The sequence below is a fragment of the Pseudomonas sp. AC172 genome, assembly GCF_979258595.1.
Map to the genome: position 1 here is coordinate 5,069,385 of NZ_OZ409868.1, position 24,215 is coordinate 5,093,599.

A 24,215-nucleotide genomic window follows, 5' to 3' on the forward strand; every position below is an offset into this window, starting at 1 on the left:
GCTGGCATAATCCACCGCATCTCAGGACGGAGTGTGCCCATGTCGCGCTACTTTTTTTTATCCCTCTGCATGCTTGTTTCGGCCGCTCACGCTGACGAAAAAACCACCGCGAACGATGCTCACGATCTGGCCTACAGTCTCGGTGCCAGCCTCGGTGAACGCCTGCGTCAGGAAGTCCCGCAGCTGCAGATCCAAGCACTGGTCGATGGCTTGCAACAAGCCTATCAAGGCAAGCCGCTGGCGTTGAGCGAAGCACGTATCGAACAGATTCTGGCCGATCATGAAGCGCAGAATGCCGAGCACTCGGCACAGCCTTCGAGCGACGCCGCGATGGAAAACGAACAGCGCTTTCTCACCGCAGAAAAAGCCAAACCCGGCGTTAAGGAATTGGCCGATGGCATCCTGCTCACCGAGCTGACGTCAGGCACCGGTGCCAAGGCCGGACCGGACGGAAAAGTGCAGGTGCTGTATGTCGGTCGACTGCCGGACGGCACAGTGTTCGATCAGAACACGCAGCCACAATGGTTCAATCTCGACAGTGTGATTGCCGGCTGGCGCACCGCACTGCAGAACATGCCGGTCGGGGCGAAATGGCGTCTGGTGATTCCTTCGGATCAGGCCTATGGCGCCGACGGTGCCGGTGACCTGATCGCACCGTTCACGCCGCTGGTGTTTGAAGTGGAATTGCGTGGCGCGACGAGTTGATAGGGCAATAAAAAACGGTGCGCTTTCGGGCGCACCGTTTTTTTTGATCAGGTTCGGGATCAGGCCTGAACCGGATCTTCTTCCTTGTGGGCTGTGTGCAGCACTTCAATCAGGCAGTCTTCGAGTTCGAAGCGCTCGTGCAGCAGGCCACCGAGTTCCTTGAACTTCTCGGCTACGCACTTGCCTTCATCGCACAGATCGTTGAAGGCGAGCAGTTTTTCAGTGATGACGTCGATGCGCGGATAGATCGTCTCGGCGAGTTCGAGACCACGTTTGTCGTTGAACGCTTTGGCTTCGCCAGTCAGCTGTTCGTAGATTTCGAAGTGCCCGGCCGAGACGTAATCGACCAGCACGCCGCAGAATTCCTGCAAAGGCTTGCGGCTCTCGGCCAGCGACTCAGGCTGCGCACCGAGTTTGTCGTAGGCACCGATCAGATCTTCACGCTCCTGCAACCAGCGGTCGATCAGCAGATGAACTCCACCCCAACGTTCCTGAGCATTCTGACAACTTTCGAGCATGGCGATCTCTCTTCCCTTGTGGGTCATGCTGCTCTACACCCGCGCCCCTCTTTTGATTTTGCCTTGGGGGTCGGCCGGGCAGAGCGTCATCGAGCAACATAAATCCAATGACACGTGCGGGCCAGATTATGCCCGCACGCCTATGGCTTCAAGGTACGCAGGAGATAAAGTTCATACAAGTGTTTAATCCCGCACCAGCACCGGGTGCGACGCTTCGCCGCTGAGCGGTCGTTGCAGAGCACTCCAGACCAGCCGCAGCAATTGATACACCGCCAGAATCGAGACAGCGACAAAGAACAGCAGGCTCCACTCCGGGATGCTCAGATCGAACAGCGTCCAGGAAATTTCCGCACAATCGGCACCGCCACTAAACATTCTTTGCAAGGCACAGATCCAGGGCAGACCACTGAACAATGTCTCGGGGGCAGGCGCGCAATCAAGCAGTTGCAGCACCGGGTCACTCTGTATCAATACCTGCCGCCAGGCAGCCGTGGTGCCTCCCAGGCTCGCACCCAGGGTCAACAACCAGTAGAACCACAATCCGACGCGTTTGGGGCCGTGCACCGCCGCCACACCACTGGATACGCACAGCAGCGTGATAAACAGGCGTTGCACCAGACACAGGTTGCACGGCGTCAGACCGACAGCATATTCAAGATAATAAGAAGCTCCCAGAGCAAAGGCCCCCGCAGTGAAAGCCATGAAGAACAAGGAGCGTGAGCAGGCCAACGACATGGCTTTTCCGTAACAGTAGAGACAGGCAGTTACGGTAGAGGAAAGCGTGTCAGCCTTTCAAGGCGAGGCCCTGCCGACAGTTCACCAGAGGTGTAGGGAAAACCCGACAGGTTCGAGAGGAATTGGTGTAGTTCGCCGTAGGAATTTTCCGCAAGCGCTGACTGAAGCAGAAATTTCAGCCACAAAAGGTAAGCGAGGGAGCGAACTCCCTCGCCACTTCAGACGTGAGCCGGAACCGGTAACGGTGCGGCCAGCAGGCGCTCGTCCAGCAGACCCAGACCTTCCTGAAACAGCTGATTACTGCGTTCGGTATCGCCCAATTGTGCGAGCAAGCGCGCCAGCTCCGCACAGGCTTCCGGATTACGCTGCACACGCAGGCTGCTCTCCAGATAATCCCGTGCCTTGCCCCACAGACTGGTTTGCAGACACAGTCGGCCGAGGGTCAACAACAAGCTCGGATCGTTCGGATGATCCTTCAGCCAGCCTTCGGCGGTTTGCAACTGACGCGCCGGATCGCTACCGCGCACCAGTCCGTAGAGACGGGCCAGATGGCTGTCGTACTTGCGCTTGAGGGCAGTGCGCAGCACTTCTTCTGCTTCCACCTGAGCGCCCAACTGACGCAACTGTTCGGCGTACGCCAACACCAGCGGCGGTTCCTGACGCTGCGCCGAGGTCAGTTGCTGCCAGGCGCGCGTGAGCGACTGCAAGCCAACGGTTCCGTCCTCTTCACGCTGTGCGGCCAGCGAGAGGTTTTCACCCCAGGCGCGGCGTTCAAGCTCAGCCAGTTCAGCCGGCGGCAGGACTTTGTCCTTGCGCAACTCCGGCAGCAAACGAATCACTGCCGACCATTCGCCACGCTGCTGATACAAGCGCTGCAACTGACGCAGCGTCTGTGCATTGTGCGGATGGCGATCATGCATTGCTTGCAGGGTCACCAAGGCACCGTCGGTATCGCCACGGTCAGTCTGCAACTGCGCATGGCTCAGAGCGATAGCCAGCTCTGCTTGAGGCTGACGCTCCAGTGCGCGCTCCAGCAAACGATCACACTCTTCGTAATTGCCTTGCTCATTGGCCGCGCGGGCAGCGCCGAGGTAGTACAGCAATGGCTGACGCTCGGCTTCAGCCGCCCGATAGAGATGCCGTTGAGCGCTGGCCCAGCGACCTTCGGCCAGATCCAGTTGGCCGTGCTCGATCGCCACTTGGACACGGCGACTGCGGTTGCGGCGTGACCATGGATTGACCACACCGCTGGAGGTCATGACCAATTCAACCAGCGCCTTGATCCCCCAGATCAGCAGCCACACCACTGCGATCACCGCCAGTGTCGCCCACAGGCTCGACTCGTAGCGGAAGCTCTTGTAGGCCACCAGCACGTAACCGGAATGCTCGGCAATCGCCAGCCCCAGTGCCGCCGTCGCCGCGATCACCAGAAACACGATCACATACAGGCGTTTCATGGCGTGATCTCCTGCGCAGTGTTGGCCGCAGGCTTGGCGAAGGGCTTCACCGACTCTTCGGCGTTGACGTTGCGCCGCTCAAGATAGGCTTGCACCGCACTCAGCGTGCCAGCCAGATCCGGTGTCGTGACCGTGACCGGTTCCTTGCTCAGCTCGGCGACCTGTTCGAGCATCACTTTGCTTTGCGGATTGTCCGGGTTGAAATTGCCCTTGAGCACATCACGCGCCTCAGCCAGCGCCTGGGTATAGACCGGCGCCTGCCCGTTGAGCGCAGCCCACTGCGCCTGCTCCAGTGCCAGGCTCAGGGCCAGGCGTACCTGACTCAGGCTCTGCCCGGCCAGCAGCGGCCGCACATTCTTGTCGGCATTGAAATCGATACGGATGTAGCGCGAGACCTTATCCCACCACTGCGCCCAACGACTGGCGCCGTCGCCGTCCGCGGTCAGACCCAGCAGTGATTCGCCGCGATCCTTGTACTCCGGCGCCAGCTCGGTGAGGTCGATGACCTGATCACGCAATGCGCCGAGACGCAGGAACAGACCGGTACGATCCGGTTGCGCCGTGCTGCGCAGCGCCACCAGGGTTTTCGCCACTTGCTCGCGAGCGGCGAAGGAACCGGGATCGTTTTGCTCTCGGAGGATTTCGTCAGCGCCCTGCACCAGCGCCTGAGCGCTGCTGATGTCCTGCAACGCAGACAGGCGCAGGCTGGCCAGACGCAACAGGTGCTCGGCCTCGGCCAGACGCCAGTCCTTGCGGCTCGCCCCGAGGACGGTTTCCAGACGCTGATTGAGGCGCTGCTGATCACCCTGCAGTTGCGTGACCAGACGCTGGCGATCAGCGAGTTCGTCGGCACCCGGCAGTTGTGCGAGGCGCTCGGTCAGACGCTGCTCATTGAGCTTCAGACTCTGCGCCTGATCGTTCAATGCCTGCACTTCACCGGATTGCTGCTGAGTATTGGTCTGCAGGTGACGGACCTGCCAGACACCCCAGCCACCGATCGCGACGCCGGCAGCGCCGAGCAACAAGGCGACGATGGCCAGTCCATTGCCTCGGCGCGGCTCTGTGGCCGGCGGTGGAGTTTCAACCTGGGTTTCAATCACAGGCTGGACGTCATCTTTTGGCAAGGCTGTTTCGCTCACGTATCCATCCTTTGCATTAGAAAACGGGTACGGGATGCTCCCGTAGCGCCGTCAGCAAAGCCGCGGCACTCGCGCCGCGGCAATCCACAACTGTTTGAGCCCCGGCGGCACGTGCCAGCTCGGCGACTCTTGGGCTTGGAACAAACAACGGCAACGGCGCGATGGTCGGCCAGGTATCGCCGGCCATCTGACGCAGGTGCTCGAAACCCTGTCCACTGCTGACCACCAGCCCGTTCAAGCGTTCCGCTTCGATCCGCCGTGGCAGTTCCTTCGGGGCGTAGGCTGGCAAGTCGCGTCGATACAATTCCAGATACTCGACACTAGCACCAAGCTCGCGCAGGCGCTCGGCAAGCAACTCGCGGCCGCCCTCACCACGCAGGATCAACACCTGCGCGCCGGGGTGGCTGACTGCCTCACGCAGACGCGGCAATTGCAGCAAGGCTTCGCTGTCATCGCCATCCGCAGGGAAGCTCACGTCCAGACCATGATCGCTAAGAATCTGCGCGGTTGCTGCACCGACGCTGAACCAAGGCATCGTCAGCGAAGACGAATTACCGAGCAGATCCAGCGCAATGCGCGCCGCCGGTTTACTGACCACGATCACCGCGTTGCAACGCGGCAACCGCGCAATCGCCTGGCGAATTTTGGCAGAGACCGGCAGCGCGACAATGTCCAGAAGCGGCAAACAGCTACTGAAAACGCCCTGCTCGGCCAACGTCTGCGCCAGCGCCACACAGTCTTCCGCAGGGCGCGTCAGCAGCAGGCGCCAACCGGTCACTCGTGACCTGCCTCGCCGTACACCGCTTTGAGAATATCGTCGGCGCCCTGGCTGAGCAGGTCTTCGGCCACCTGCACGCCCAATGCCTCGGCATCGGCACGTGGCGCGCGCGCTTCGGCGCTGAGCAGCTTGCCACCGCTCGGTTCGCCGACCAGACCACGCAACCACAACTGCTCGCCTTCGAGCACGGCGTAGCAAGCGATCGGCACTTGGCAGCCGCCATTCAGATGTTTGTTGAGAGCACGTTCGGCGGTCACGCGCGATGAGGTATCGGCATGATGCAACGGTGCGAGCAAAGCGTGGATTTCAGTGTCGGCACTGCGGCATTCGATGCCAACCGCGCCCTGGCCACCGGCCGGCAGGCTGTCATCAACGCTGATCGCCGAGGTGATGCGATCTTCGAAACCGAGGCGGATCAGACCAGCCGCAGCGAGGATGATCGCGTCGTACTCGCCAGCATCGAGCTTGGCCAAGCGGGTGTTGACGTTGCCGCGCAGGAAGCGGATTTGCAGGTCCGGACGACGGGTCAGCAACTGTGCCTGACGACGCAGACTCGACGTGCCGACAATACTGCCGGCAGGCAATGCCTCAAGGCTGGCATAGGTATTGGAAACGAACGCATCACGCGGATCTTCACGCTCGCAGATGCAGAACAGGCCGAGGCCTTCAGGGAAGTCCATCGGCACGTCTTTCATCGAATGCACGGCGATGTCGGCTTCGTTTTCCAACAGCGCGGTTTCCAGCTCCTTGACGAACAGACCTTTGCCGCCAATCTTCGACAGTGGCGAATCGAGCAGCTTGTCGCCGCGACTGACCATGGGCACCAGCGTCACCAGCAGGCCCGGATGGGCCGCTTCCAGACGGGCTTTGACGTATTCGGCCTGCCAGAGGGCCAGCGCACTTTTACGGGTGGCGATGCGGATTTCGCGAGAGGACATGGATCAATCCGTACTGAATAGATACGGCGGATAATAACAGCTCAGCCAAATCCACTTTGACTTGAATCAGAGTCGGCGCGGCCTCCCTGGCCTGCAATGCCCGGTAAAAGGGGCTGGAGCCGTCCGGAATGACCGGGTTACAGGCCCTGCATCATCTTGCGCACACCGGCCACATGCCGGCGACTGACAATCAGCGCATCGCCATTGAGCCCTTTGAGGAACAGCTGGAAATGCCCCAGCGGTGTGCGCTGCAAACGCTCGATACGATCGCGGGCGACCAGCGCGTTGCGGTGGATACGCACGAAGCGTTCGCCGAACTCGTCTTCAAGCGCCTTGAGGGGTTCGTCCAGCAGCACTTCGCCCGCCTCGTGGCGCAAGGTCACGTACTTGTGGTCGGCAATGAAGTAAACCACCTGATCCAGCGGTATCAGTTCGATGCCTTTGCGGGTGCGCGCACTGATGTGGCTGCGCGGGCCGGTGCCGCTTTCAGCAGCGGGACGGGTCAGGGCCGAGAGTTGCGCCCGGTTGGGACGTTCCGCCCGTTTCAGGGCGTCATGCAGATGTTCAGTTCGCACGGGTTTCACCACATAGCCCACGGCGCTGGCCTGCAGGGCTTCCACGGCAAATTCATCGGGGCTGGTGCAAAACACTACGGCAGGCGGCGTTTCGCGTTCGCACAGACGGGCAGCGACCTGCAGGCCATCGAGGCCCGGCATGCGGATATCGAGCAGCACGATATCCGGTTTGTGGCTGTCGATCAGTGCCAACGCCTCCTCGCCATTCGTGGCGCTGGGCTCCAGAACTGTATAACCCTCGAGCTCGCTCACCATTCGGCTGAGGCGCTCGCGAGCCAGTGGTTCGTCATCAACGATCAGGACATTCATATTGCGCTGGATTCCTGCGTGAGTCTCGCACAAGGATAGCGTAGACAGGTGAAGTGACGTCCGTCACCGCGATCCACGCTAAGACTAGCCCGAGCGCCAAAAAGTGCCGTACGTCGGCCAGCAATATTTGCCAGTGTCCGGGTCGTACTGCTCAAAGCCCGCTGTTTCCTGCGTTTCTCACGGGGATTGCCGAAGGACAATTACACCCACCCCCCTCTTCTTATAGTCGGCGGCCAGACCTTTGCGCGATCTGCAGTCGCGCCAACCCTTATGTCCTACTGTAGACGCTCGTCGGGCCGATATTGCTCAATCGAAAAATATCCTTGCGCAAATCCCCCGGGTTCAGCGCCGACTATGGCGCACACAATGAGAAAAAAACGTATCGACCGGTGTCAGCGACAGTCTGGGCAACCCTGTTATTATCCGCGCCAGCGTTTCACGCCTTCTTTCTTCAAGCCGATACGAGCGAATTCATGAGCACTGACAAGACCAATCAGTCCTGGGGCGGCCGCTTCAGTGAACCCGTCGACGCCTTCGTCGCCCGCTTCACCGCCTCCGTCACTTTCGACCAGCGCCTGTATCGCCACGACATCATGGGCTCGATCGCCCACGCCACCATGCTGGCCAAGGTCGGCGTGCTGACCGATGCCGAGCGCGACAGCATCATCGATGGCCTGAAGACCATTCAGGGCGAAATCGAGGCCGGCCAGTTCGACTGGCGCATCGACCTCGAAGACGTGCACATGAATATCGAAGCACGCCTGACCGACCGCATCGGCGTCACCGGTAAAAAACTCCACACCGGGCGTAGCCGCAACGACCAGGTCGCCACCGACATCCGCCTGTGGCTGCGTGACGAGATCGACCTGATCCTCGCCGAAATCACCCGCCTGCAAAAAGGCCTGCTGGAGCAAGCCGAGCGTGAAGCCGCGAGCATCATGCCCGGCTTCACCCACTTGCAGACCGCGCAGCCAGTGACGTTCGGGCACCACATGCTGGCCTGGTTCGAAATGCTCAGCCGCGACTACGAGCGTCTGGTCGACTGCCGCAAGCGCACCAACCGCATGCCACTGGGCAGCGCCGCGCTGGCCGGCACGACCTACCCGATCGACCGTGAATACACCGCGCAACTGCTGGGTTTCGACGCCGTCGGCGGCAACTCGCTGGACAACGTTTCCGATCGCGACTTCGCCATCGAATTCTGCTCGGCCGCGAGCATCGCGATGATGCACTTGTCGCGCTTCTCCGAAGAGCTGGTGTTGTGGACCAGCGCGCAGTTCCAGTTCATCGATCTGCCGGACCGTTTCTGCACCGGCAGCTCGATCATGCCGCAAAAGAAAAACCCTGACGTGCCAGAGCTGGTGCGTGGCAAGACCGGCCGCGTATTCGGCGCACTGATGGGCCTGCTGACTTTGATGAAAGGCCAACCGCTGGCTTACAACAAGGACAACCAGGAAGACAAAGAGCCGCTGTTCGACGCCGCCGACACCCTGCGCGACTCGCTGCGGGCCTTTGCCGACATGATCCCGGCGATCAAACCGAAGCACGCGATCATGCGTGAAGCGGCGCTGCGTGGTTTCTCCACCGCGACCGATCTGGCGGATTATCTGGTACGCCGTGGCCTGCCGTTCCGTGACTGCCACGAAATCGTCGGCCACGCGGTGAAGTACGGCGTGGACACTGGCAAGGATCTGGCCGAGATGAGCCTGGAAGAACTGCGCCAGTTCAGCGACCAGATCGAGCAGGACGTGTTTGCCGTGCTGACTCTGGAAGGCTCGGTGAATGCCCGCGATCATATCGGCGGCACTGCGCCGGCACAGGTCAAGGCTGCTGTAGTTCGCGGTCAGGCGTTGATCGCCAGCCGCTAAAAGCCAAAAGCTTCGCGAGCAGGCTCGCTCCCACAGGTTTGCGTCGGACACATAATCGTGTTTCAGCGCATAACCCTGTGGGAGCGAGCTTGCTCGCGAATGTCGATCTTCAGAACAGCAAATAACTTACTTCTTGGCAGCGATCATCGCCAAAAACGCCGGCATCGCCGCTTCTTTGTCCGCCGCAATCTTCTGCACATGCGGATTCTGCTCAAGCCGCTCCAGCAGCGCCTTCGCCTGCGGCATCTGCTCCAGCAAATCAATTCCGAACAGTTTCTGCCCGACCGCACAGGCCAGCGGCACGCTGTAGAGGAAGTACAAGTCGGCAATGCTCAGACTGTCGCCCGCCACATACGGGGCGAACTTGCCGTGCCGACCCAGCGCTGCAAAACCCAGCTGCAATTCAGTCTTGGTCTTTTCCTTGATCGCCTCCGGCAAGGTCATGCCGAAAAATGCTTCGCCATAACAGGCACGCCCCGGCAGCTCGATGTACAGCTCGATTTCCTTGGCAATCGCCAACACCTGCGCACGCTCGAACGGATCGCCTGGCAGCAGCGGCGTGCCTTTCTGGGTTTGTTCGAGGTATTCGAGGATGATCGCTGTTTCGTTGATGAAACCGGCGTCCACACCGAGCACCGGGACTTTGCCGCGCGGGCTGATGGCCAGAGATTCCGGGGTCTGCGCCGGATAGAACGTGACCTCTTCGAACGGCAGGCCTTTTTCCAGCAGCGCCAGCTTGACCATGTTGTAGTAGTTGCTGACAGAGAATCCGTAGAGTTTGAGCATCACATAGCCTCCAGGCCGTGCGGGGTGGGCAGGGCCTGTTTATAGATCGTGCAGGCGAATCGCGCCAGCAGCATCACCCCGCTGAATACGGGTAAACTGGCGCCTTTCCATGAGGAGCCTGCCATGAGCGAGCCGACAGACATCGACAACGACGAAGAAGAGTTCACCGAGGCTACCTTGATCGAAGCCATCGAGAACCAGATCGAAAGCGACAACCCGCCAGCGGCCAAAGCGACCTTCAACAAGCTGACACTGGTGGGTGTCGAGCGTGAAGAGATCCTCAATCTGATGGCGCACGTGCTGGCCTACGAAATTGACGCGATGCTCGATGAAGACCGCGCATTTGATACTGAATGGTACGAAGCGGCGCTGCGCGCACTGCCAGAGCTGCCACCGGAAAAGCAGTAACAACACATTTCCCCCTGTGGGAGCGAGCCTGCTCGCGAAGGCGTTTTATCAGTCAACTTATTGGGTGAATGACACACCGCTTTCGCGAGCAAGCTCGCTCCCACACAATTTGTCACCCATCTATCCGCCTTGCGCCTGAGCCCCGACTACACTGGAATCCGCCTCAAGACAAAATCCCTGATCTGAGCACTGGACATGCCGCAAAAGCGGGTTCACCTTAGGGACGCTGTCGTCCAATTCCTAGAAAGTCTGGAGTCCTTATGTCGCTTACCCCTGAGTTGGTTGCCGAACTGGAAGTCCTCGCACTCTTTCCCCTGGACAGTTCCCAGGAAGGTTTGAAAATTCATCAGACCGCTGCCCCGAAACATATTTCTGCCGCCAAACGCCTCTTTGAAAAAGACCTGACCGATCAGCCCGACGGCGGTTATCTGACCAGCCTCGGTCGCGACGCCGCACAAAATGTGCAAACAGTGCTGACCATTCTGAGAGAGCAAGAAACCGCCTGATCCCCCCTGACTTTGCCCACGGGAACTCCTGCCACGGGATTTCCGCGGGCCTGCCCGGTCGCCCCCGATAGAAATCTGACGTCAAAAAACAAATTCAGCTTAAACGTCCCGCTGCGCTAAGGCTAAACTGCCTGACATTCCGAGACCCTCTACGTCCGAGCCTGCGAGCCGGTTTGAGCTGACATGACGCGCACCCACGAAATCCGCCCCGACCTGGACGAAGGTATCGACCGCAAGGTCCTCAACCAGCTGCGCGCGCGTTTTCTCAAACTCAATGAAGGCCGCCTCGGCCGCGCCCTCGAAGGTTTGTCGACGCGCCAACAAAGTGTGTTGACGCTGTTACCGCTGTTCTTCCACGTCAACCATCCGCTGCTGCCGGGCTATGTCTCGGGGAGTACGCCGGCCGGCCTGTCGAATTACGAGCCGGACGCCAACACTCTCGCCGAAGCCCAGCGCCTGACCCGTTCGTTCTCCTACAAGCCGCGCCACGGCAGCAATCCACCGCGCCCGATCCACGGTCTGTTTCTGATGGGCAGCCTTGGCACACTGGCGCAGGCCGATCAGAGCGACATGGACGTGTGGGTCTGCCACGCGCCGGACCTGAGCGAAAGCGAGCTCGCCGAATTGAGCAAGAAATGTCAGTTACTCGAAACCTGGGCAGCGAGCCAGGGCGCCGAGGCCCATTTCTTTCTGATCGACCCGGTGCGCTTCGTCAAAGGCGAACGCGACACCCAGCTCAGCTCGGAAAACTGCGGCACCACTCAGCACTATCTGCTGCTGGACGAGTTCTACCGCACCGCGATCTGGCTGGCCGGGCGCACACCCATCTGGTGGCTGGTGCCGGTCTACGAAGAAACCGCCTACGACCTTTACACCCACACCCTGCTGTCGAAGCGTTTTATTCGCGCCGACGAAACCCTGGATCTCGGTCATCTGGCGACAATTCCGCCGGGGGAGTTCATCGGCGCCGGGTTATGGCAGCTGTTCAAAGGCATCGAATCGCCGTACAAATCTGTGCTGAAACTGCTGCTGACCGAGGTTTACGCCAGCGAACACCCACAGGTGCAGTGTCTGAGCCTGCGCTTCAAAAAAGCCGTATTCGCCAACCAGCTGGATCTGGACGAACTGGATCCGTACATGGTCGTTTACCGGCGCATCGAGGAGTACCTCACCGCGCGCAACGAGCCGGAACGGCTTGAACTGGTGCGCCGCGCGCTGTATCTGAAGGTCAACCGCAAGCTCACCGGCAACAGCCGCACCCAGAGCTGGCAACGTTCGTTGCTGGAGCGGCTGGCCAGCGAATGGCATTGGGACCAGCGGCAACTGACGCTGCTCGATAGCCGCAGCCAGTGGAAAGTCCGTCAGGTCAGCGCCGAGCGCCGGGCGCTGGTCAATGAGCTGAACTACAGCTATCGCTTCCTCACCCAGTTCGCCCGAACCGAGCAGACCGTCAGCCTGATCAACAAGCGCGACCTCAATGTGCTCGGCCGCCGGCTCTACGCAGCCTTTGAACGCAAGGCCGACAAGGTCGAGTTCATCAATCCCGGCATCGCCCCGGATCTGGCCGAAGACACCCTGACCCTGGTGCAGTCGCGCAACAAAAAGGAACCGGGGCAGACCCAGTGGGGCCTGTACAACGGCAGCCTCACCGCACTGGAATGGGAACACTTCGCGCCGATCAAGCGCAGCCGCGAATTGCTTGAACTGCTGACCTGGTGCCACCGCAACGGCGTGATCGACAGCAGCACGCGCCTGGCTTTGCATCCCGGCACCAGCGACCTGAGCGAGTTCGAACTGTTCAACCTGCTCGGCAGCCTGCAACAGTGCATCGCCCTGCCCTTGCCTACAGTCGCCGAGGAGCCGCTGCTACGTGCCGCGGTGCCAAGCGAAGTACTGATTCTGGTCAACGTCGGTATTGATCCGCTCAAACATCACCGCGACCTGAACATCCTGATGACCACCGAGCGCACCGACTCGCTGAGTTACGCCGGGGTGCGCGAAAACCTCGTGCTGACGCTGGATCAGGTCACGCTCAATAGCTGGAACGAAGTGCTGGTCAACCGCTTCGACGGCCCGCACGCCCTGCTCGATTGCCTGCGCGATTACCTCAACAATCTGCCGCGCGGGCCGCTGCAGCCGTCGCTGAAGGTGCGTTGTTTTTGCCACAACCGCGCGCAATTCATTGCCCGTCGCGTCGAAGAAATCGTCGACACCGCGCAGAACCTGTTGCTCAGCGAGTTGAATCACCGCTACCTGATTCAGGTGCAGCAGCACTATCACGTGCTGGAGTTGGTGCCGGGCCAGGTCAACCATGTCGCCCTCGCCACCCTGCCGGCCCTGCTCGATTACCTCGGGGAAGAGCAGCCGCGCTATAGCCCGCTACACCTGGACCCAATGGCGCTGGAGGAACATGACCTCGCGCTGATCCTGCCGATGGGCCAGCCGGAGTGCATTCAGGTGTTCTACCGGATCACCGAGCAGCGGGCTGAGCTGTACGTGCTGGATGAGTTCAACGCACTGTGGCAGCAGCATTTGCCTTATCACGACGAGCAGAGTTTGCTGGTGCCGTTGCAGCGCTTCCTGCAATCGATCCTGTTCCGCCGCGAAGCCGTGCTACCGATGGACGCCGGTCCCGATGGCCGCCTCGACACTTTGTATTACCAGTTATTGCCTTCGGGTCCGGCGCGCGCGCGCCGGGTCGAAGCGCGGCCGGCACCGCAGACGCCGGTGAACAAGCCGTTCTATGACGTGCAGGCAATTGTCGGTAAAGCCGCACCGGGCGAAGTGCAGGTCACCCTGTATTGCAATCAAAGGGAATTCAGCGAACTGGAACATGGCGACCAGCTGTTCAGCGTGGTCGCCCGGGAGATCGTCGAGCAGCGCCGCGAGAGCGAACGCTATCGCTGCTACATCACCGACCTCGACCTTTCGGGCCTGCTCGGTGACGGGCAGAGTTCAAGCAACCTGTATCTGCGCTACAAGGCTGACCTGGAACGCGCCCTGAACGAGGCACTCGAACAGGTCTGAGGGCGGGTTACTCGCGGAAATCACCGCCATTGGCCGGCTGCGATTCGACTTCGAGCAAGGTCAGTTTGAGGGTCTTGCCACCCGGTGCTGGCCAGTCAATGTGCTGACCGACTTTCAGGCCCAGCAGCGCACTGCCGACCGGAGCAAGGATCGAGATCTTGCCTTCATCGGCGTTGGCATCCTTCGGATAGACCAGCGTCAGGTGATAATCCTTGCCACTGCCTTCTTCGCGGCAATGCACACGGGAATTCATCGTCACGACATCGGCGGGCACTTCATCGTGACCGACCACAGTGTCGGCGCGGTCCAGCTCGGTTTGGAGCGCAATCACGCCCGGCGCAGCCTGGTCTTTATCGTTCAGGCTGTCGATCAAGCGTTCCAGACGTTGCACGTCCAGACGGGTAAGGGTGATGGAAGGTGCGGTCATGATCCGGGCAGACTCCTTTCTTCTGCACACAAAAAAAGCAAAACCCCGCCAAAAAAGACGGGGTTTTCACCAGGCCTCGATGGGTTGAGGCGTGTTCGGACACTATCACAGCTCAAAAAATATACAAGTCACGCCCCGGCGCACTGTTTGCGCTGCGACGCCTGCGCGCAAATTACCCGTCGCCGCTCATCGTCCGCCGAACGCCATTCGCGAATGTCTTCGACATGGCGGAAGCAGCCGAGGCAGACCTTTTGTTCGTCCAGTCGGCACACGCCGCTGCACGGCGAAGACACGGCCGGGCTGATGTTGCTGTAAAGCGGCTTGGGTGGACGAACAGGAGCGGTGTCAGTCACGGAATCACAGACCTTCGAAGTCGAATTCGGCGCCGGCCTGCTGCTGGACGATGCGCTCGAGCATTTCGCCCAATTGCTCTTCGCTCTTGTCGCACATCCAGCGCTCGCTTTCTTCGTCGTAGTCGAAGTGGAAACCACCGGACACCGCCGCCAGCCACAGCTGACGCAGCGGCTCCTGGCGGCTGAAGATCAGCTGCGAGCCGTTTTCGAACTTGACGGTGAGCACACCCGCCGAGTTCTCCATGTCGATATCCAGATCACTTTCGTCAAAGATGTCTTCCAGTTTTTCCTGGGTTTCATCGACCAGATCGTGAAAACGGGCTTCGGACAAACTCATTGCGGCAACCTCAAAAAATGTTCTGATCAGGCACAAGCGCCGAAAGATACGGACGCTGCCGGCCGATTGCAAAGATTAACGACCTGTGGGAGCGAGCCTGCTCGCGAATGGCCGGCACATTCGACATTATTGCTGGCTGACCCGCCGCAATCGCGAGCAGGCTCGCTCCCACAGGGATATTGGTGCATTTAGAGAGCCCCGCCGGACGGGAACCCCATCGCATAGGCAAGCCGCCGGGTGGCCGGTATACTCCGGCGCAATTAACGCATTTTCAAGGATTTCGCCATGAAGCGCCTGATCTCTTCCCTTGCTGCGCTCGTCGCGGTTGCCTGTCTCGTTTCGGCCTGTGGTCAAAAAGGCCCGCTGTACCTGCCGGATGACGATCAGGACCCGGCCGAGCAAGCCCAGTCTTCGCAGAAGCAGCCGTCCAAAGCACACAAGCACGACGTTTACCAATAAGGGATCGCCATGGACGCTTTTAACTACCGTGGCGGGGAGCTGTTCGCGGAAGGTGTGGCGCTGTCCGCCATCGCCGACCGCTTCGGCACGCCCACCTACGTTTACTCGCGCGCACACATCGAAGCTCAGTATCTGGCCTTTGCCGATGCGCTGGCCGGCATGCCGCACCTGGTCTGCTTTGCGGTCAAAGCCAACTCCAACCTCGGCGTACTGAATGTCCTGGCCCGTCTCGGCGCCGGTTTCGACATCGTTTCCCGTGGCGAGCTGGAGCGCGTTCTCGCCGCTGGCGGCAGCCCTGACAAGATCGTCTTCTCCGGCGTCGGCAAGACCCGTGACGACATGCGTCGCGCGCTGGAAGTCGGCGTGCACTGCTTCAACGTCGAATCCACTGACGAGCTCGAGCGTCTGCAAGTGGTTGCCGCCGAACTGGGCGTTCGCGCACCGGTATCGCTGCGGGTGAACCCGGACGTCGATGCCGGCACCCACCCGTACATTTCCACCGGTCTCAAAGAGAACAAGTTCGGCATCGCCATTGCCGACGCCGAAGACGTGTACGTGCGTGCCGCGCATCTGCCGAACCTCGAAGTGGTCGGCGTCGACTGCCACATCGGTTCGCAACTGACCACGCTGCCGCCGTTCCTCGATGCTCTCGACCGTCTGCTGGATCTGGTTGATCGTCTTGGCGATTGCGGCATTCACCTGCGCCACATCGATCTCGGTGGTGGTTTGGGTGTGCGTTATCGCGATGAAGAGCCGCCATTGGCTGCCGACTACATCAAAGCCGTACGCGAGCGTCTCAACGGTCGTGATCTGGCGCTGGTGTTCGAGCCGGGCCGCTACATCGTCGCCAACGCCGGCGTGCTGCTGACCCAGGTCGAGTACCTCAAGCACACCGAACACAAGGATTTCGCCATCGTCGACGCGGCGATGAACGACCTGATCCGCCCGGCGCTGTATCAGGCGTGGATGGACGTCACGGCGGTCAAACCGCGTGACAGCGCTGCGCGCAAATACGACATCGTCGGCCCGATCTGCGAAACCGGCGACTTCCTCGCCAAGGATCGCGAGCTGGCCCTGGCCGAAGGCGATCTGCTGGCTGTGCATTCGGCCGGTGCCTACGGTTTTGTCATGAGTTCCAACTACAACACTCGCGGCCGTGCCGCTGAAGTGCTGGTAGACGGAGACCAGGTTTTCGAAGTGCGTCGCCGCGAAACCGTGGCCGAGCTGTTTGCCGGCGAAAGCCTGCTGCCGGAGTAACCCATGCTGCTGCGTTTTACTAAAATGCACGGCTTGGGCAATGACTTCATGGTTCTCGACCTGGTCAGCCAGCACGCGCATATTCAGCCAAAGCACGCCAAGCAATGGGGCGACCGCCACACTGGTATTGGTTTCGACCAGTTGCTGATCGTCGAGGCGCCGAGCAATCCGGACGTGGATTTCCGTTACCGGATTTTCAACTCCGACGGTTCGGAAGTCGAACAGTGCGGCAACGGTGCACGCTGCTTCGCACGCTTCGTGCTCGACAAGCGTCTGACCGCGAAACGGCAGATCCGCGTTGAGACCAAGGGCGGCATCATCGAACTGGACGTGCGTAACGACGGCCAGATCGGTGTGAACATGGGCGCCCCGCGCCTGGTGCCGGCGGACATTCCGTTCGAAGCGCCAGCGCAAGCCATCAGTTATCAGCTGGAAGTCGACGGCACCACAGTCGAACTGGCCGCCGTGTCGATGGGCAACCCGCACGCGGTATTGCGCGTGCAGGACATCAACAGTGCACCGGTGCATGAACTGGGGCCGAAAATCGAACACCACCCGCGCTTCCCCGCGCGAGTGAATGTCGGTTTTCTCCAGGTCATCGACCGCAACCGTGCGCAGTTGCGCGTGTGGGAACGCGGTGCCGGGGAAACCCAGGCCTGCGGCACCGGCGCGTGTGCAGCGGCTGTCGCTGCGATCAGCCAGGGGTGGATGGATTCGCCGCTATTGATCGACCTGCCTGGCGGGCGTCTGTCCATTGAATGGGCAGGACCTGGCCAACCGGTGCTGATGACCGGTCCGGCAGTTCGTGTATACGAAGGACAAGTACGTCTTTGAGTGAGCAGAAACCATGACCGATAAGCCTCAGGTACCCGCCCGACAGTCCGACGAATCAGCGTCCGAGAGCCTGGAGGCGGCAGCGGTTGCCGCATACCTCGAGGCGCATCCGGACTTCTTCGTCGAGCACGAAGAACTGCTGCCCGCTCTGCGCATTCCGCATCAGCGCGGCGACACCGTGTCGCTGGTCGAGCGGCAGATGACCATTCTGCGCGACCGCAACATCGAGATGCGTCACCGCCTCTCGCAGTTGATGGACGTTGCCCGCGATAATGATCGCCTGTTCGACAAGACCCGCCGTTTGATCCTCTCCCTGATGGACGCCTCCAGCCTGGAAGACGTCGTCATCAGCGTCGAGGACAGTCTGCGTCAGGATTTCCAGGTGCCTTTTGTCAGCCTGATCCTGCTCGGCGACAACCCGGCGCCGGTCGGGCGCTGGGTTACCCACGCTGACGCCCAAGTCGCCATCGGCGGCCTGCTCACCGAAGGCAAAAGCGTCAGCGGCACCCTGCGCGAACACGAACTGGACTTCCTCTTCGGCGAAGAACAGCGCAAGCAGATCGGTTCCACTGCCGTGGTCGCGGTCAGCCATCAAGGTATCCATGGGATTCTGGCGATCGCCAGCCGTGACCCGCAGCACTACAAGAGTTCGGTGGGTACGCTGTTCCTCAGCTACATCGCCGAAGTCATGGGCCGCGTGCTGCCACGGGTTAACAGTTCTTTGCGCTCGGTACGCTGAGCATGGAACGACAACTGGACGCTTACTGCGAACACCTGCGCAGTGAGCGACAGGTGTCGCCGCACACCCTGTCGGCCTACCGCCGCGACCTCGATAAAGTCCTCGGCTGGTGCGTCAAACAGAACATCGGCAGCTGGGCCGCCCTGGATATTCAACGTCTGCGCAGCCTGATCGCCCGTTTGCACGCGCAAGGGCAGTCCTCACGCAGTCTCGCTCGTTTGCTGTCGGCGGTGCGCGGGCTCTATCACTATCTGAATCGCGAAGGCCTTTGTGACCATGATCCGGCGACCGGTCTGGCACCACCTAAAGGCGAGCGCCGCCTGCCGAAAACCCTCGACACTGACCGTGCGCTGCAACTGCTCGAAGGTGCGGTCGAGGATGATTTTCTTGCGCGGCGCGATCAGGCGATTCTGGAGCTTTTCTACTCTTCAGGCCTGCGCCTTTCTGAACTGACCGGGCTCAACCTCGATCAGCTCGACCTCGCCGACGGCATGGTTCAAGTCCTCGGCAAGGGCAGTAAAACCCGCCTGCTGCCGGTGGGCAAAAAGGCCCGCGAAGCGCTCGAACAATGGCTGCCGTTGCGGGCCATGACTAACCCGACGGACGATGCCGTGTTCGTCAGCCAGCAAGGCCGGCGCCTCGGCCCACGAGCGATTCAGGTGCGGGTCAAACTGGCCGGCGAGCGCGAACTGGGGCAGAACCTGCACCCGCACATGCTGCGGCACTCCTTCGCCAGCCACCTGCTCGAATCCTCGCAGGATCTGCGCGCGGTGCAGGAATTGCTCGGCCACTCCGACATCAAGACCACGCAGATCTACACCCACCTGGACTTCCAGCACCTGGCGGCGGTCTACGACAGCGCCCATCCACGGGCCAAACGTATGAAAGGCGACGATTCATGAGCATCCAGTTGATCACCTTCGACCTCGACGACACCCTGTGGGACACCGCCCCGGTGATTGTCAGCGCCGAAGCGATATTGCGCGAATGGTTGAGCGAACATGCGCCGAATCTGGGCGCCGTGCCGGTGGAGGATTTGTGGGCGATTCGCGAGCGGGTGTTGGCCAGTGAGCCGGGGCTCAAGCATCGGATCAGTGCGCTACGTCGGCGGGTTCTGTTTCATGCGCTAGAGGAAGCCGGGTACGCCCATGGCGAAGCCTCGGAGCTGGCGGACAAGAGTTTTGAAGTATTTCTGCATGCGCGGCATCAGATCGAAGTGTTCCCTGAAGTCGAACCGGTGCTGGAGATTCTTGCCAATCATTACTCGCTTGGCGTGGTCACCAATGGCAATGCCGATGTGCGTCGGTTAGGGCTGGCGGACTACTTCAAGTTTGCGTTGTGCGCGGAAGATATCGGCATCGCCAAACCGGATGCGCGATTGTTTCAAGAGGCCTTGCAGCGCGGTGGCGCCACCGCCGAAACCGCCGTGCATATCGGCGATCATCCGGGTGATGACATTGCCGGCGCACAGCAGGCGGGGTTGCGGGCTATCTGGTTTAACCCGGCGGGCAAGCCGTGGGAAGCGGATCGTCTACCGGATGCCGAAATCCGCAGCCTGACCGACCTGCCAGCGGTACTCGCCCGCTGGAATGCCACCTCGAACTGATCTACTACTCCCTGTGGGAGCGAGCTTGCTCGCGAAAGCGTCAGCTCAGTCACTGCAATGCTGTACGACCTACCGCATTCGCTAGCAAACTCGCTCCCACAAGGGAACTGCATTCACTTCAGCTCCTTTATTCCAGACATGAAAAAGCCCGCAGCGACGGCGGGCTTTTTCAGCAAGCAAGCGGCACGCCTCAGATAGGGCGGCTACCGTACTTGTTGTCCGGCTTCTTCGGAGGATCAGCGACCACATTGGCCTCCACTTCCTGCACTTTTCCGCCGCGCGACAGGAACTCTTCCATGGCCTTGGCCAGGGCGTCGCGTTCCTTGTTCTTGGCTTCAATGCTCGGCAATTCATCTACCGACACCGCAGCCTTGGCTTTGCCTTTGGCAGCCGGAGCCGGCGTATCGTCGCCACCATCGTCATCAGCAACGTCTCCCGCTGCTGCTTCCAGGCCTTCCTCGGCCTCGTCTTCGTCGCCTACTTCGAGGTCGTCGTTTTCCAGATCATCGTCGCTCATGTTCTACCTCATGACTTGCGAAAAGCAGATTAGTTATAGACCAGCTTTGGCAACTGTCGAAAGTCGCCGTTAAAAAATCAGTAACCATTGGTGACCAACGGCTTATGCCCCTTCACCGTGCAAGGTGGCGAGGACTTTTCGGGCACCGCCATGATCACGGTGCTCGCCCAGATAAACGCCTTGCCAGGTCCCCAGTGCCAGCCGACCTGCCGAAACCGGCAGAGTGATCTGGCAACCAAGCACGCTGGCCTTGAAGTGCGCCGGGAGGTCGTCCAGGCCTTCGTCGTTATGCTCATAGCCGTCTGTTCCTTGTGGGATCAGACGATTGAAAAATCGTTCGAAGTCGCGACGTACCGCCGGATCGGCGTTCTCGTTAATGGTCAACGACGCCGAGGTATGCTGCAGCCACAAATGCAACAGACCGACCCGGCACTCCCTGAGTTCAGGCAGGCCAGCGAGTAACTCGTCCGTTACCAGATGAAAGCCCCGGGGCCGTGCCCGCAGGGTTATCAGAGTCTGTTGCCACATACAGTTCTCCGCACGTTCGGGGCGCATTCTAGCGCGCTCTGGGAAAAAACAAAGGCCCTAATATTCCTGCAATCATGTAAGCCATTGGCCGCAGAAAAACGCTCGTCGTAAACACGACCAAAGCAGTACGAAAAATCCTTTCAGCTGCTCTTTGAATGACAAATTCCGGACAAAAAAATGCCCGGCGAACCGGGCAATTTTTTGATGCGCGTACTTACAGGTTGTAGCCGCGTTCGTTGTGTTGTGCCAGATCGAGGCCGACCGACTCTTCTTCCTCGGTCACACGCAGCCCCATGACGGCGTCGAGGACCTTGAGGATGATGAAGGTGACGATCGCGGTGTAGATCACCGTGAAGCCGACGCCTTTGCACTGAATCCATACTTGTGCGGCGATGTCGGTCACAGTGCCGAAGCCACCCAGCGACGGCGCAGCGAAGACACCGGTCAGAATCGCGCCGAGGATACCGCCGATACCGTGTACGCCGAACGCGTCCAGGGAGTCGTCATAACCGAGTTTGCGTTTCAGGGTGGTGGCGCAGAAGAAGCACACCACGCCCGCCGCCAGACCGATGACCAGTGCGCCCATCGGGCCCACGGTGCCAGCAGCCGGAGTGATTGCGACCAGACCTGCAACCACACCCGAAGCAATGCCCAGTGCGCTTGGCTTGCCGTGGGTGACCCACTCGGCAAACATCCAGCCCAGCGCAGCCGCAGCGGTAGCGATCTGAGTGACCAGCATCGCCATGCCGGCGGTGCCGTTGGCCGCCGCAGCGGAACCGGCGTTGAAGCCGAACCAGCCAACCCACAGCATCGCTGCGCCCATCAGGGTGTAACCGAGATTGTGCGGAGCCATCGGGGTGGTCGGGAAGCCTTTACGCTTGCCCAACACCAGGCAGCAGATCAGACCGGCCACACCGGCGTTGATGTGCACCACGGTGCCGCCGGCGAAGTCGAGTACGCCCCAGTCCCACATCAGGCCGCCGTTGCCGGACCAGACCATGTGCGCGATCGGTGCATAAACCAGAGTGAACCAGATGCCCATGAAGATCAGCATCGCGGAGAACTTCATGCGCTCGGCGAACGCACCGACGATCAGCGCCGGGGTGATGATCGCGAAGGTCATCTGGAAGGTGATGAACACCGCCTCAGGGAACAGCGCTGCAGGGCCGGTCAGGCTCGAAGGCGTGACACCGGCGAGGAACGCCTTGCCCATGCCGCCGAAGAACGAGTTGAAATTGACGACGCCCTGCTCCATGCCGGTGGTGTCGAACGCAATGCTGTAGCCATAAATGACCCACAGGATGCTGATCAGACCGGTAATGGCGAAGCACTGCATCATCACGGAAAGAATGTTTTTCGAGCGAACCATGCCGCCGTAGAACAGCGCCAGGCCGGGGATGGTCATGAACAGCACGAGGGCTGTCGAGGTGAGCATCCAGGCAGTGTCGCCGGAATTGAGGACCGGGGCCGCCACTTCGTCTGCCGCCATAGCAAGGCCGGGCATTACGATAGACAACAGGGCTCCTAGCCCTGCGAATTTACGCAGAGTCATATTGTTTTCTCCTGGGGCGTTGGGGTTTGTGGCGGCGCTTAGATCGCGTCGGTATCGGTTTCGCCGGTACGGATGCGAATCGCCTGTTCCAGATTGACCACGAAGATCTTGCCGTCACCGATCTTGCCGGTGTTGGCCGCTTTGGTGATCGCCTCGATCACCCGATCCAGATCCTTGTCGTCGATGGCCACGTCGATTTTCACCTTGGGCAGAAAATCGACCACATATTCCGCGCCGCGATACAGCTCGGTGTGACCCTTCTGCCGGCCGAAGCCTTTGACTTCAGTAACAGTAATGCCCTGCACGCCGATTTCGGACAGCGACTCGCGCACGTCGTCCAACTTGAACGGCTTGATGATGGCAGTGACTAGCTTCATGAAAACTCTCTCCCGAATTGGTGGACTTGCCCCAGGAAAACAAACCCGACTCAAGTCTAAGCGCAGTGCCTGGCTTTGTAACGCATCGTCGGCCGTACCTGCCCGACTGACGCCAGCTAACCGCTGCCGACGAAACTCCCCGCTCCGTCTGCCGCACTGCATTCGTCACAGCGACTGCATCAGTGCATGGGTCGAAGGTGACTAAGCAGAAACCTTGCCATCTCGCCAAAATCCCCTGATTTCAATCCCTTGGCCGCTGCCGCATGCCATCTCGTGCAAAACCCCATCCGGATACGCACAACAACGGTGCGTCGCCGTCCGTCCGCCTGCGCGAAAAGCGTGCATCCCTGACCACGAGATTGACTATAGACACTGCGTGATACACTGCCGGCCATTGTTTCCAGGACATCCACCATGCTCGCGCCCAAAGACTTCCTCGACGCCCTGAGCGGCACCGCCTCCCGCCTCTTCAGCGGCGACACCCCGCTGCCGAAAGCCGAAATCGAAAGCCAGTTCAAGATGCTGCTGCAGAGTGCCTTCAGCAAACTCGACCTGGTCAGCCGTGAAGAATTTGATAGTCAGATGGTCGTTCTGGCCCGCACTCGCGCTCGCCTCGAAAGCCTCGAAGCGAAAGTTGCCGAGATGGAAGCCAAGCTGACGCCGCCCGCTGAGTAACACGCTGCTAATCCCTGTGGGGAGCTAACCTGCTAGCGATTGAAGGTCGGCACGACCTTCCCGTTCTTGGCAAACTTCGAAGTATGTATGTCGAAAGGTCAATTAAACCGCTCCTGCCGAGACAGGAGCGGTTTCCGTCAGATCAATCCTTACAACGAATTATTCCAACGGTCTCGCAGAATCTCGTACAGGCGAAAAGCCCATAACGCGATCCTGACGAGGCGCCACATATGTTTAAGAAACTTAGACATACTTTGGCCCTCCTTGCGTGGGGCCAAACCTCCGATGCACTTTCCGGCGTACGAACACCTTCGGGACTACACACGAGTGTGTCCGCCAAGGCGGCCGGGTGTGGGCTCCCCAAGATCAGCACCGGCACGGGTCTCAAACCGTGTCGAGGAACATGAATTTTTTTCGCTCCCGTCCACACTTTGCGAACACTCGATGAGTGGGCATCGTCACGGCGAATGGTATTCGCTGTCCGGCCGTGGCATTTAAACAAGTTGTATCAAGTCGTTATCATGTACCGGCAAACCGATGTTGGTCCTCGAATCTTTTAATCGATTGATTGGCTGAAATTTCAATGATGCTTGCGCCACCGGTCAAATATGCATAATCTCGGGCAACACGAGTGTGTCCGCTAAGGATGCGCAGGCCTTGGCCTCACCGAAGCCTGCATATAAAAAACCGCTTTCTCAAGGCGGTTTTTTTTCGTCTCGATTTTTATGGGGCATGACCCTTAATCCACGTTTACCTCATGGAAGCCACTGCGAAGCATCCATGTGAAAGCACCGAACTAGTTGCG

27 protein-coding genes and 1 pseudogene are annotated in these 24,215 nt (G+C 60.1%); 12 read left to right on the top strand and 16 right to left on the bottom strand.

Annotated features, from left to right (window positions below; genetic code table 11):
- The first annotated feature begins 39 nt into the window (after positions 1 to 39).
- A complete protein-coding gene (locus ACZ0A4_RS22970) occupies positions 40 to 705 on the top strand; it encodes an FKBP-type peptidyl-prolyl cis-trans isomerase (RefSeq protein WP_463576470.1) in 666 nt (221 codons plus the stop codon).
- A gap of 59 nt (positions 706 to 764) precedes the next feature.
- Here ACZ0A4_RS22970 and rsd read toward each other — a convergent pair whose 3' ends face one another.
- The 8 genes and pseudogenes from rsd to ACZ0A4_RS23010 form a co-directional block, all read right to left on the bottom strand.
- Complete coding sequence (rsd, locus tag ACZ0A4_RS22975; RefSeq protein WP_141125895.1) at positions 765 to 1,223, bottom strand: sigma D regulator; 459 nt, start codon at positions 1,221 to 1,223, stop codon at positions 765 to 767.
- 183 nt (positions 1,224 to 1,406) lie between these two features.
- Positions 1,407 to 1,958 (bottom strand): disulfide bond formation protein B, encoded by a 552-nt coding sequence (locus ACZ0A4_RS22980; RefSeq protein ID WP_463576471.1) that lies wholly within the window; start codon positions 1,956 to 1,958, stop codon positions 1,407 to 1,409.
- 218 nt (positions 1,959 to 2,176) lie between these two features.
- Complete coding sequence (locus tag ACZ0A4_RS22985; protein WP_463576472.1) at positions 2,177 to 3,415, bottom strand: heme biosynthesis HemY N-terminal domain-containing protein; 1,239 nt, start codon at positions 3,413 to 3,415, stop codon at positions 2,177 to 2,179.
- Positions 3,412 to 4,554, bottom strand: coding sequence for a uroporphyrinogen-III C-methyltransferase (locus ACZ0A4_RS22990; protein ID WP_463576473.1), 1,143 nt, complete (start codon positions 4,552 to 4,554; stop codon positions 3,412 to 3,414). Before ACZ0A4_RS22990 ends, ACZ0A4_RS22985 begins: the two co-directional genes overlap by 4 nt.
- 16 nt (positions 4,555 to 4,570) lie before the next feature.
- Positions 4,571 to 5,332, bottom strand: coding sequence for a uroporphyrinogen-III synthase (locus ACZ0A4_RS22995; RefSeq protein WP_463576474.1), 762 nt, complete (start codon positions 5,330 to 5,332; stop codon positions 4,571 to 4,573).
- Positions 5,329 to 6,270: a hydroxymethylbilane synthase gene (gene hemC / locus ACZ0A4_RS23000; protein ID WP_463576475.1), complete on the bottom strand. Its 942-nt coding sequence runs from the start codon at positions 6,268 to 6,270 to the stop codon at positions 5,329 to 5,331. The genes ACZ0A4_RS22995 and hemC overlap by 4 nt, the downstream gene beginning before the upstream one ends.
- A 137-nt stretch (positions 6,271 to 6,407) precedes the next feature.
- The gene (locus tag ACZ0A4_RS23005) at positions 6,408 to 7,154 is read right to left on the bottom strand and encodes a LytR/AlgR family response regulator transcription factor (RefSeq protein WP_007911111.1); all 747 of its coding nucleotides are present in this window, start codon (positions 7,152 to 7,154) and stop codon (positions 6,408 to 6,410) included.
- Positions 7,151 to 7,291 (bottom strand): annotated as a pseudogene (locus tag ACZ0A4_RS23010) (sensor histidine kinase); the annotation flags it as partial. The pseudogene ACZ0A4_RS23010 and the gene ACZ0A4_RS23005, both read right to left, overlap by 4 nt.
- Before the next feature lie 336 nt (positions 7,292 to 7,627).
- Here ACZ0A4_RS23010 and argH point away from each other — a divergent pair.
- The gene (gene argH / locus ACZ0A4_RS23015; RefSeq protein ID WP_007911110.1) at positions 7,628 to 9,022 is read left to right on the top strand and encodes an argininosuccinate lyase; all 1,395 of its coding nucleotides are present in this window, start codon (positions 7,628 to 7,630) and stop codon (positions 9,020 to 9,022) included.
- 126 nt (positions 9,023 to 9,148) lie between these two features.
- Here argH and ACZ0A4_RS23020 read toward each other — a convergent pair whose 3' ends face one another.
- Positions 9,149 to 9,808, bottom strand: coding sequence for a glutathione S-transferase family protein (locus ACZ0A4_RS23020; RefSeq protein ID WP_463576476.1), 660 nt, complete (start codon positions 9,806 to 9,808; stop codon positions 9,149 to 9,151).
- 123 nt (positions 9,809 to 9,931) lie between these two features.
- Between ACZ0A4_RS23020 and ACZ0A4_RS23025 the strand changes: the two genes are divergently transcribed.
- The 3 genes from ACZ0A4_RS23025 (at position 9,932) to ACZ0A4_RS23035 (ending at position 13,749) form a co-directional block, all read left to right on the top strand.
- Complete coding sequence (locus ACZ0A4_RS23025) at positions 9,932 to 10,216, top strand: hypothetical protein (protein ID WP_038359149.1); 285 nt, start codon at positions 9,932 to 9,934, stop codon at positions 10,214 to 10,216.
- Positions 10,217 to 10,476: 260 nt separating this feature from the next.
- Positions 10,477 to 10,722, top strand: a complete 246-nt coding sequence (locus tag ACZ0A4_RS23030; protein WP_008084565.1) for a TIGR02647 family protein — start codon at positions 10,477 to 10,479, stop codon at positions 10,720 to 10,722.
- A gap of 183 nt (positions 10,723 to 10,905) precedes the next feature.
- A complete protein-coding gene (locus tag ACZ0A4_RS23035) occupies positions 10,906 to 13,749 on the top strand; it encodes a class I adenylate cyclase (RefSeq protein WP_463576477.1) in 2,844 nt (947 codons plus the stop codon).
- A gap of 7 nt (positions 13,750 to 13,756) precedes the next feature.
- On the opposite strand, the gene rnk is transcribed toward ACZ0A4_RS23035, so the two are convergent.
- The 3 genes from rnk to cyaY form a co-directional block, all read right to left on the bottom strand.
- Entirely contained in the window at positions 13,757 to 14,176 is a 420-nt protein-coding gene (gene rnk / locus ACZ0A4_RS23040) for a nucleoside diphosphate kinase regulator (RefSeq protein WP_223026484.1), read from the bottom strand.
- Between the two features lie 128 nt (positions 14,177 to 14,304).
- On the bottom strand, positions 14,305 to 14,529 hold the full coding sequence (locus ACZ0A4_RS23045; protein ID WP_463576478.1) for a DUF1289 domain-containing protein: 225 nt from the start codon (positions 14,527 to 14,529) through the stop codon (positions 14,305 to 14,307).
- 4 nt (positions 14,530 to 14,533) lie between these two features.
- Positions 14,534 to 14,866: an iron donor protein CyaY gene (gene cyaY / locus ACZ0A4_RS23050; protein WP_160059870.1), complete on the bottom strand. Its 333-nt coding sequence runs from the start codon at positions 14,864 to 14,866 to the stop codon at positions 14,534 to 14,536.
- A gap of 285 nt (positions 14,867 to 15,151) precedes the next feature.
- Here cyaY and lptM point away from each other — a divergent pair, with 285 nt between their 5' ends.
- From lptM to ACZ0A4_RS23080, 6 genes are read left to right on the top strand one after another with little or no spacing between them, the layout of a single operon-like run.
- Positions 15,152 to 15,325, top strand: coding sequence for an LPS translocon maturation chaperone LptM (gene lptM / locus ACZ0A4_RS23055; protein ID WP_007911098.1), 174 nt, complete (start codon positions 15,152 to 15,154; stop codon positions 15,323 to 15,325).
- 9 nt (positions 15,326 to 15,334) lie between these two features.
- On the top strand, positions 15,335 to 16,582 hold the full coding sequence (gene lysA / locus ACZ0A4_RS23060) for a diaminopimelate decarboxylase (RefSeq protein WP_463576479.1): 1,248 nt from the start codon (positions 15,335 to 15,337) through the stop codon (positions 16,580 to 16,582).
- A gap of 3 nt (positions 16,583 to 16,585) precedes the next feature.
- On the top strand, positions 16,586 to 17,416 hold the full coding sequence (gene dapF, locus ACZ0A4_RS23065; protein WP_008084573.1) for a diaminopimelate epimerase: 831 nt from the start codon (positions 16,586 to 16,588) through the stop codon (positions 17,414 to 17,416).
- Positions 17,417 to 17,429: 13 nt separating this feature from the next.
- The gene (locus ACZ0A4_RS23070) at positions 17,430 to 18,155 is read left to right on the top strand and encodes a DUF484 family protein (protein WP_064389523.1); all 726 of its coding nucleotides are present in this window, start codon (positions 17,430 to 17,432) and stop codon (positions 18,153 to 18,155) included.
- Between the two features lie 2 nt (positions 18,156 to 18,157).
- A complete protein-coding gene (xerC, locus tag ACZ0A4_RS23075; protein WP_123532691.1) occupies positions 18,158 to 19,057 on the top strand; it encodes a tyrosine recombinase XerC in 900 nt (299 codons plus the stop codon).
- Positions 19,054 to 19,761: an HAD family hydrolase gene (locus tag ACZ0A4_RS23080; RefSeq protein WP_463576480.1), complete on the top strand. Its 708-nt coding sequence runs from the start codon at positions 19,054 to 19,056 to the stop codon at positions 19,759 to 19,761. The genes xerC and ACZ0A4_RS23080 overlap by 4 nt, the downstream gene beginning before the upstream one ends.
- Positions 19,762 to 19,951: 190 nt before the next feature.
- Here ACZ0A4_RS23080 and sutA read toward each other — a convergent pair whose 3' ends face one another.
- From sutA to glnK, 4 genes are all read right to left on the bottom strand, one after another.
- The gene (gene sutA, locus ACZ0A4_RS23085) at positions 19,952 to 20,278 is read right to left on the bottom strand and encodes a transcriptional regulator SutA (protein ID WP_463576481.1); all 327 of its coding nucleotides are present in this window, start codon (positions 20,276 to 20,278) and stop codon (positions 19,952 to 19,954) included.
- 102 nt (positions 20,279 to 20,380) lie between these two features.
- A complete protein-coding gene (locus ACZ0A4_RS23090; RefSeq protein ID WP_463576482.1) occupies positions 20,381 to 20,806 on the bottom strand; it encodes a secondary thiamine-phosphate synthase enzyme YjbQ in 426 nt (141 codons plus the stop codon).
- A gap of 214 nt (positions 20,807 to 21,020) precedes the next feature.
- Positions 21,021 to 22,358, bottom strand: coding sequence for an ammonium transporter (locus ACZ0A4_RS23095; protein WP_158830123.1), 1,338 nt, complete (start codon positions 22,356 to 22,358; stop codon positions 21,021 to 21,023).
- A gap of 38 nt (positions 22,359 to 22,396) precedes the next feature.
- Complete coding sequence (gene glnK, locus ACZ0A4_RS23100) at positions 22,397 to 22,735, bottom strand: P-II family nitrogen regulator (RefSeq protein ID WP_002555808.1); 339 nt, start codon at positions 22,733 to 22,735, stop codon at positions 22,397 to 22,399.
- A 414-nt stretch (positions 22,736 to 23,149) separates the two neighbouring features.
- Here glnK and ACZ0A4_RS23105 point away from each other — a divergent pair, with 414 nt between their 5' ends.
- Positions 23,150 to 23,410, top strand: a complete 261-nt coding sequence (locus ACZ0A4_RS23105) for an accessory factor UbiK family protein (RefSeq protein ID WP_007920416.1) — start codon at positions 23,150 to 23,152, stop codon at positions 23,408 to 23,410.
- The last annotated feature ends 805 nt before the right edge of the window (positions 23,411 to 24,215 follow it).

What these genes read in the sequence shown, in the direction of transcription:
- ACZ0A4_RS22970 (WP_463576470.1), top strand. Translation starts at nt 40, where the DNA reads ATGTCGCGCTACTTTTTTTTATCCCTCTGCATGCTTGTTTCGGCCGCT.
- rsd (WP_141125895.1), bottom strand. Translation starts at nt 1,223, where the DNA reads ATGCTCGAAAGTTGTCAGAATGCTCAGGAACGTTGGGGTGGAGTTCAT.
- ACZ0A4_RS22980 (WP_463576471.1), bottom strand. Translation starts at nt 1,958, where the DNA reads ATGTCGTTGGCCTGCTCACGCTCCTTGTTCTTCATGGCTTTCACTGCG.
- ACZ0A4_RS22985 (WP_463576472.1), bottom strand. Translation starts at nt 3,415, where the DNA reads ATGAAACGCCTGTATGTGATCGTGTTTCTGGTGATCGCGGCGACGGCG.
- hemC (WP_463576475.1), bottom strand. Translation starts at nt 6,270, where the DNA reads ATGTCCTCTCGCGAAATCCGCATCGCCACCCGTAAAAGTGCGCTGGCC.
- ACZ0A4_RS23005 (WP_007911111.1), bottom strand. Translation starts at nt 7,154, where the DNA reads ATGAATGTCCTGATCGTTGATGACGAACCACTGGCTCGCGAGCGCCTC.
- argH (WP_007911110.1), top strand. Translation starts at nt 7,628, where the DNA reads ATGAGCACTGACAAGACCAATCAGTCCTGGGGCGGCCGCTTCAGTGAA.
- ACZ0A4_RS23020 (WP_463576476.1), bottom strand. Translation starts at nt 9,808, where the DNA reads ATGCTCAAACTCTACGGATTCTCTGTCAGCAACTACTACAACATGGTC.
- ACZ0A4_RS23025 (WP_038359149.1), top strand. Translation starts at nt 9,932, where the DNA reads ATGAGCGAGCCGACAGACATCGACAACGACGAAGAAGAGTTCACCGAG.
- ACZ0A4_RS23030 (WP_008084565.1), top strand. Translation starts at nt 10,477, where the DNA reads ATGTCGCTTACCCCTGAGTTGGTTGCCGAACTGGAAGTCCTCGCACTC.
- ACZ0A4_RS23035 (WP_463576477.1), top strand. Translation starts at nt 10,906, where the DNA reads ATGACGCGCACCCACGAAATCCGCCCCGACCTGGACGAAGGTATCGAC.
- rnk (WP_223026484.1), bottom strand. Translation starts at nt 14,176, where the DNA reads ATGACCGCACCTTCCATCACCCTTACCCGTCTGGACGTGCAACGTCTG.
- cyaY (WP_160059870.1), bottom strand. Translation starts at nt 14,866, where the DNA reads ATGAGTTTGTCCGAAGCCCGTTTTCACGATCTGGTCGATGAAACCCAG.
- lptM (WP_007911098.1), top strand. Translation starts at nt 15,152, where the DNA reads ATGAAGCGCCTGATCTCTTCCCTTGCTGCGCTCGTCGCGGTTGCCTGT.
- lysA (WP_463576479.1), top strand. Translation starts at nt 15,335, where the DNA reads ATGGACGCTTTTAACTACCGTGGCGGGGAGCTGTTCGCGGAAGGTGTG.
- dapF (WP_008084573.1), top strand. Translation starts at nt 16,586, where the DNA reads ATGCTGCTGCGTTTTACTAAAATGCACGGCTTGGGCAATGACTTCATG.
- ACZ0A4_RS23070 (WP_064389523.1), top strand. Translation starts at nt 17,430, where the DNA reads ATGACCGATAAGCCTCAGGTACCCGCCCGACAGTCCGACGAATCAGCG.
- xerC (WP_123532691.1), top strand. Translation starts at nt 18,158, where the DNA reads ATGGAACGACAACTGGACGCTTACTGCGAACACCTGCGCAGTGAGCGA.
- ACZ0A4_RS23080 (WP_463576480.1), top strand. Translation starts at nt 19,054, where the DNA reads ATGAGCATCCAGTTGATCACCTTCGACCTCGACGACACCCTGTGGGAC.
- sutA (WP_463576481.1), bottom strand. Translation starts at nt 20,278, where the DNA reads ATGAGCGACGATGATCTGGAAAACGACGACCTCGAAGTAGGCGACGAA.
- ACZ0A4_RS23090 (WP_463576482.1), bottom strand. Translation starts at nt 20,806, where the DNA reads ATGTGGCAACAGACTCTGATAACCCTGCGGGCACGGCCCCGGGGCTTT.
- ACZ0A4_RS23095 (WP_158830123.1), bottom strand. Translation starts at nt 22,358, where the DNA reads ATGACTCTGCGTAAATTCGCAGGGCTAGGAGCCCTGTTGTCTATCGTA.
- glnK (WP_002555808.1), bottom strand. Translation starts at nt 22,735, where the DNA reads ATGAAGCTAGTCACTGCCATCATCAAGCCGTTCAAGTTGGACGACGTG.
- ACZ0A4_RS23105 (WP_007920416.1), top strand. Translation starts at nt 23,150, where the DNA reads ATGCTCGCGCCCAAAGACTTCCTCGACGCCCTGAGCGGCACCGCCTCC.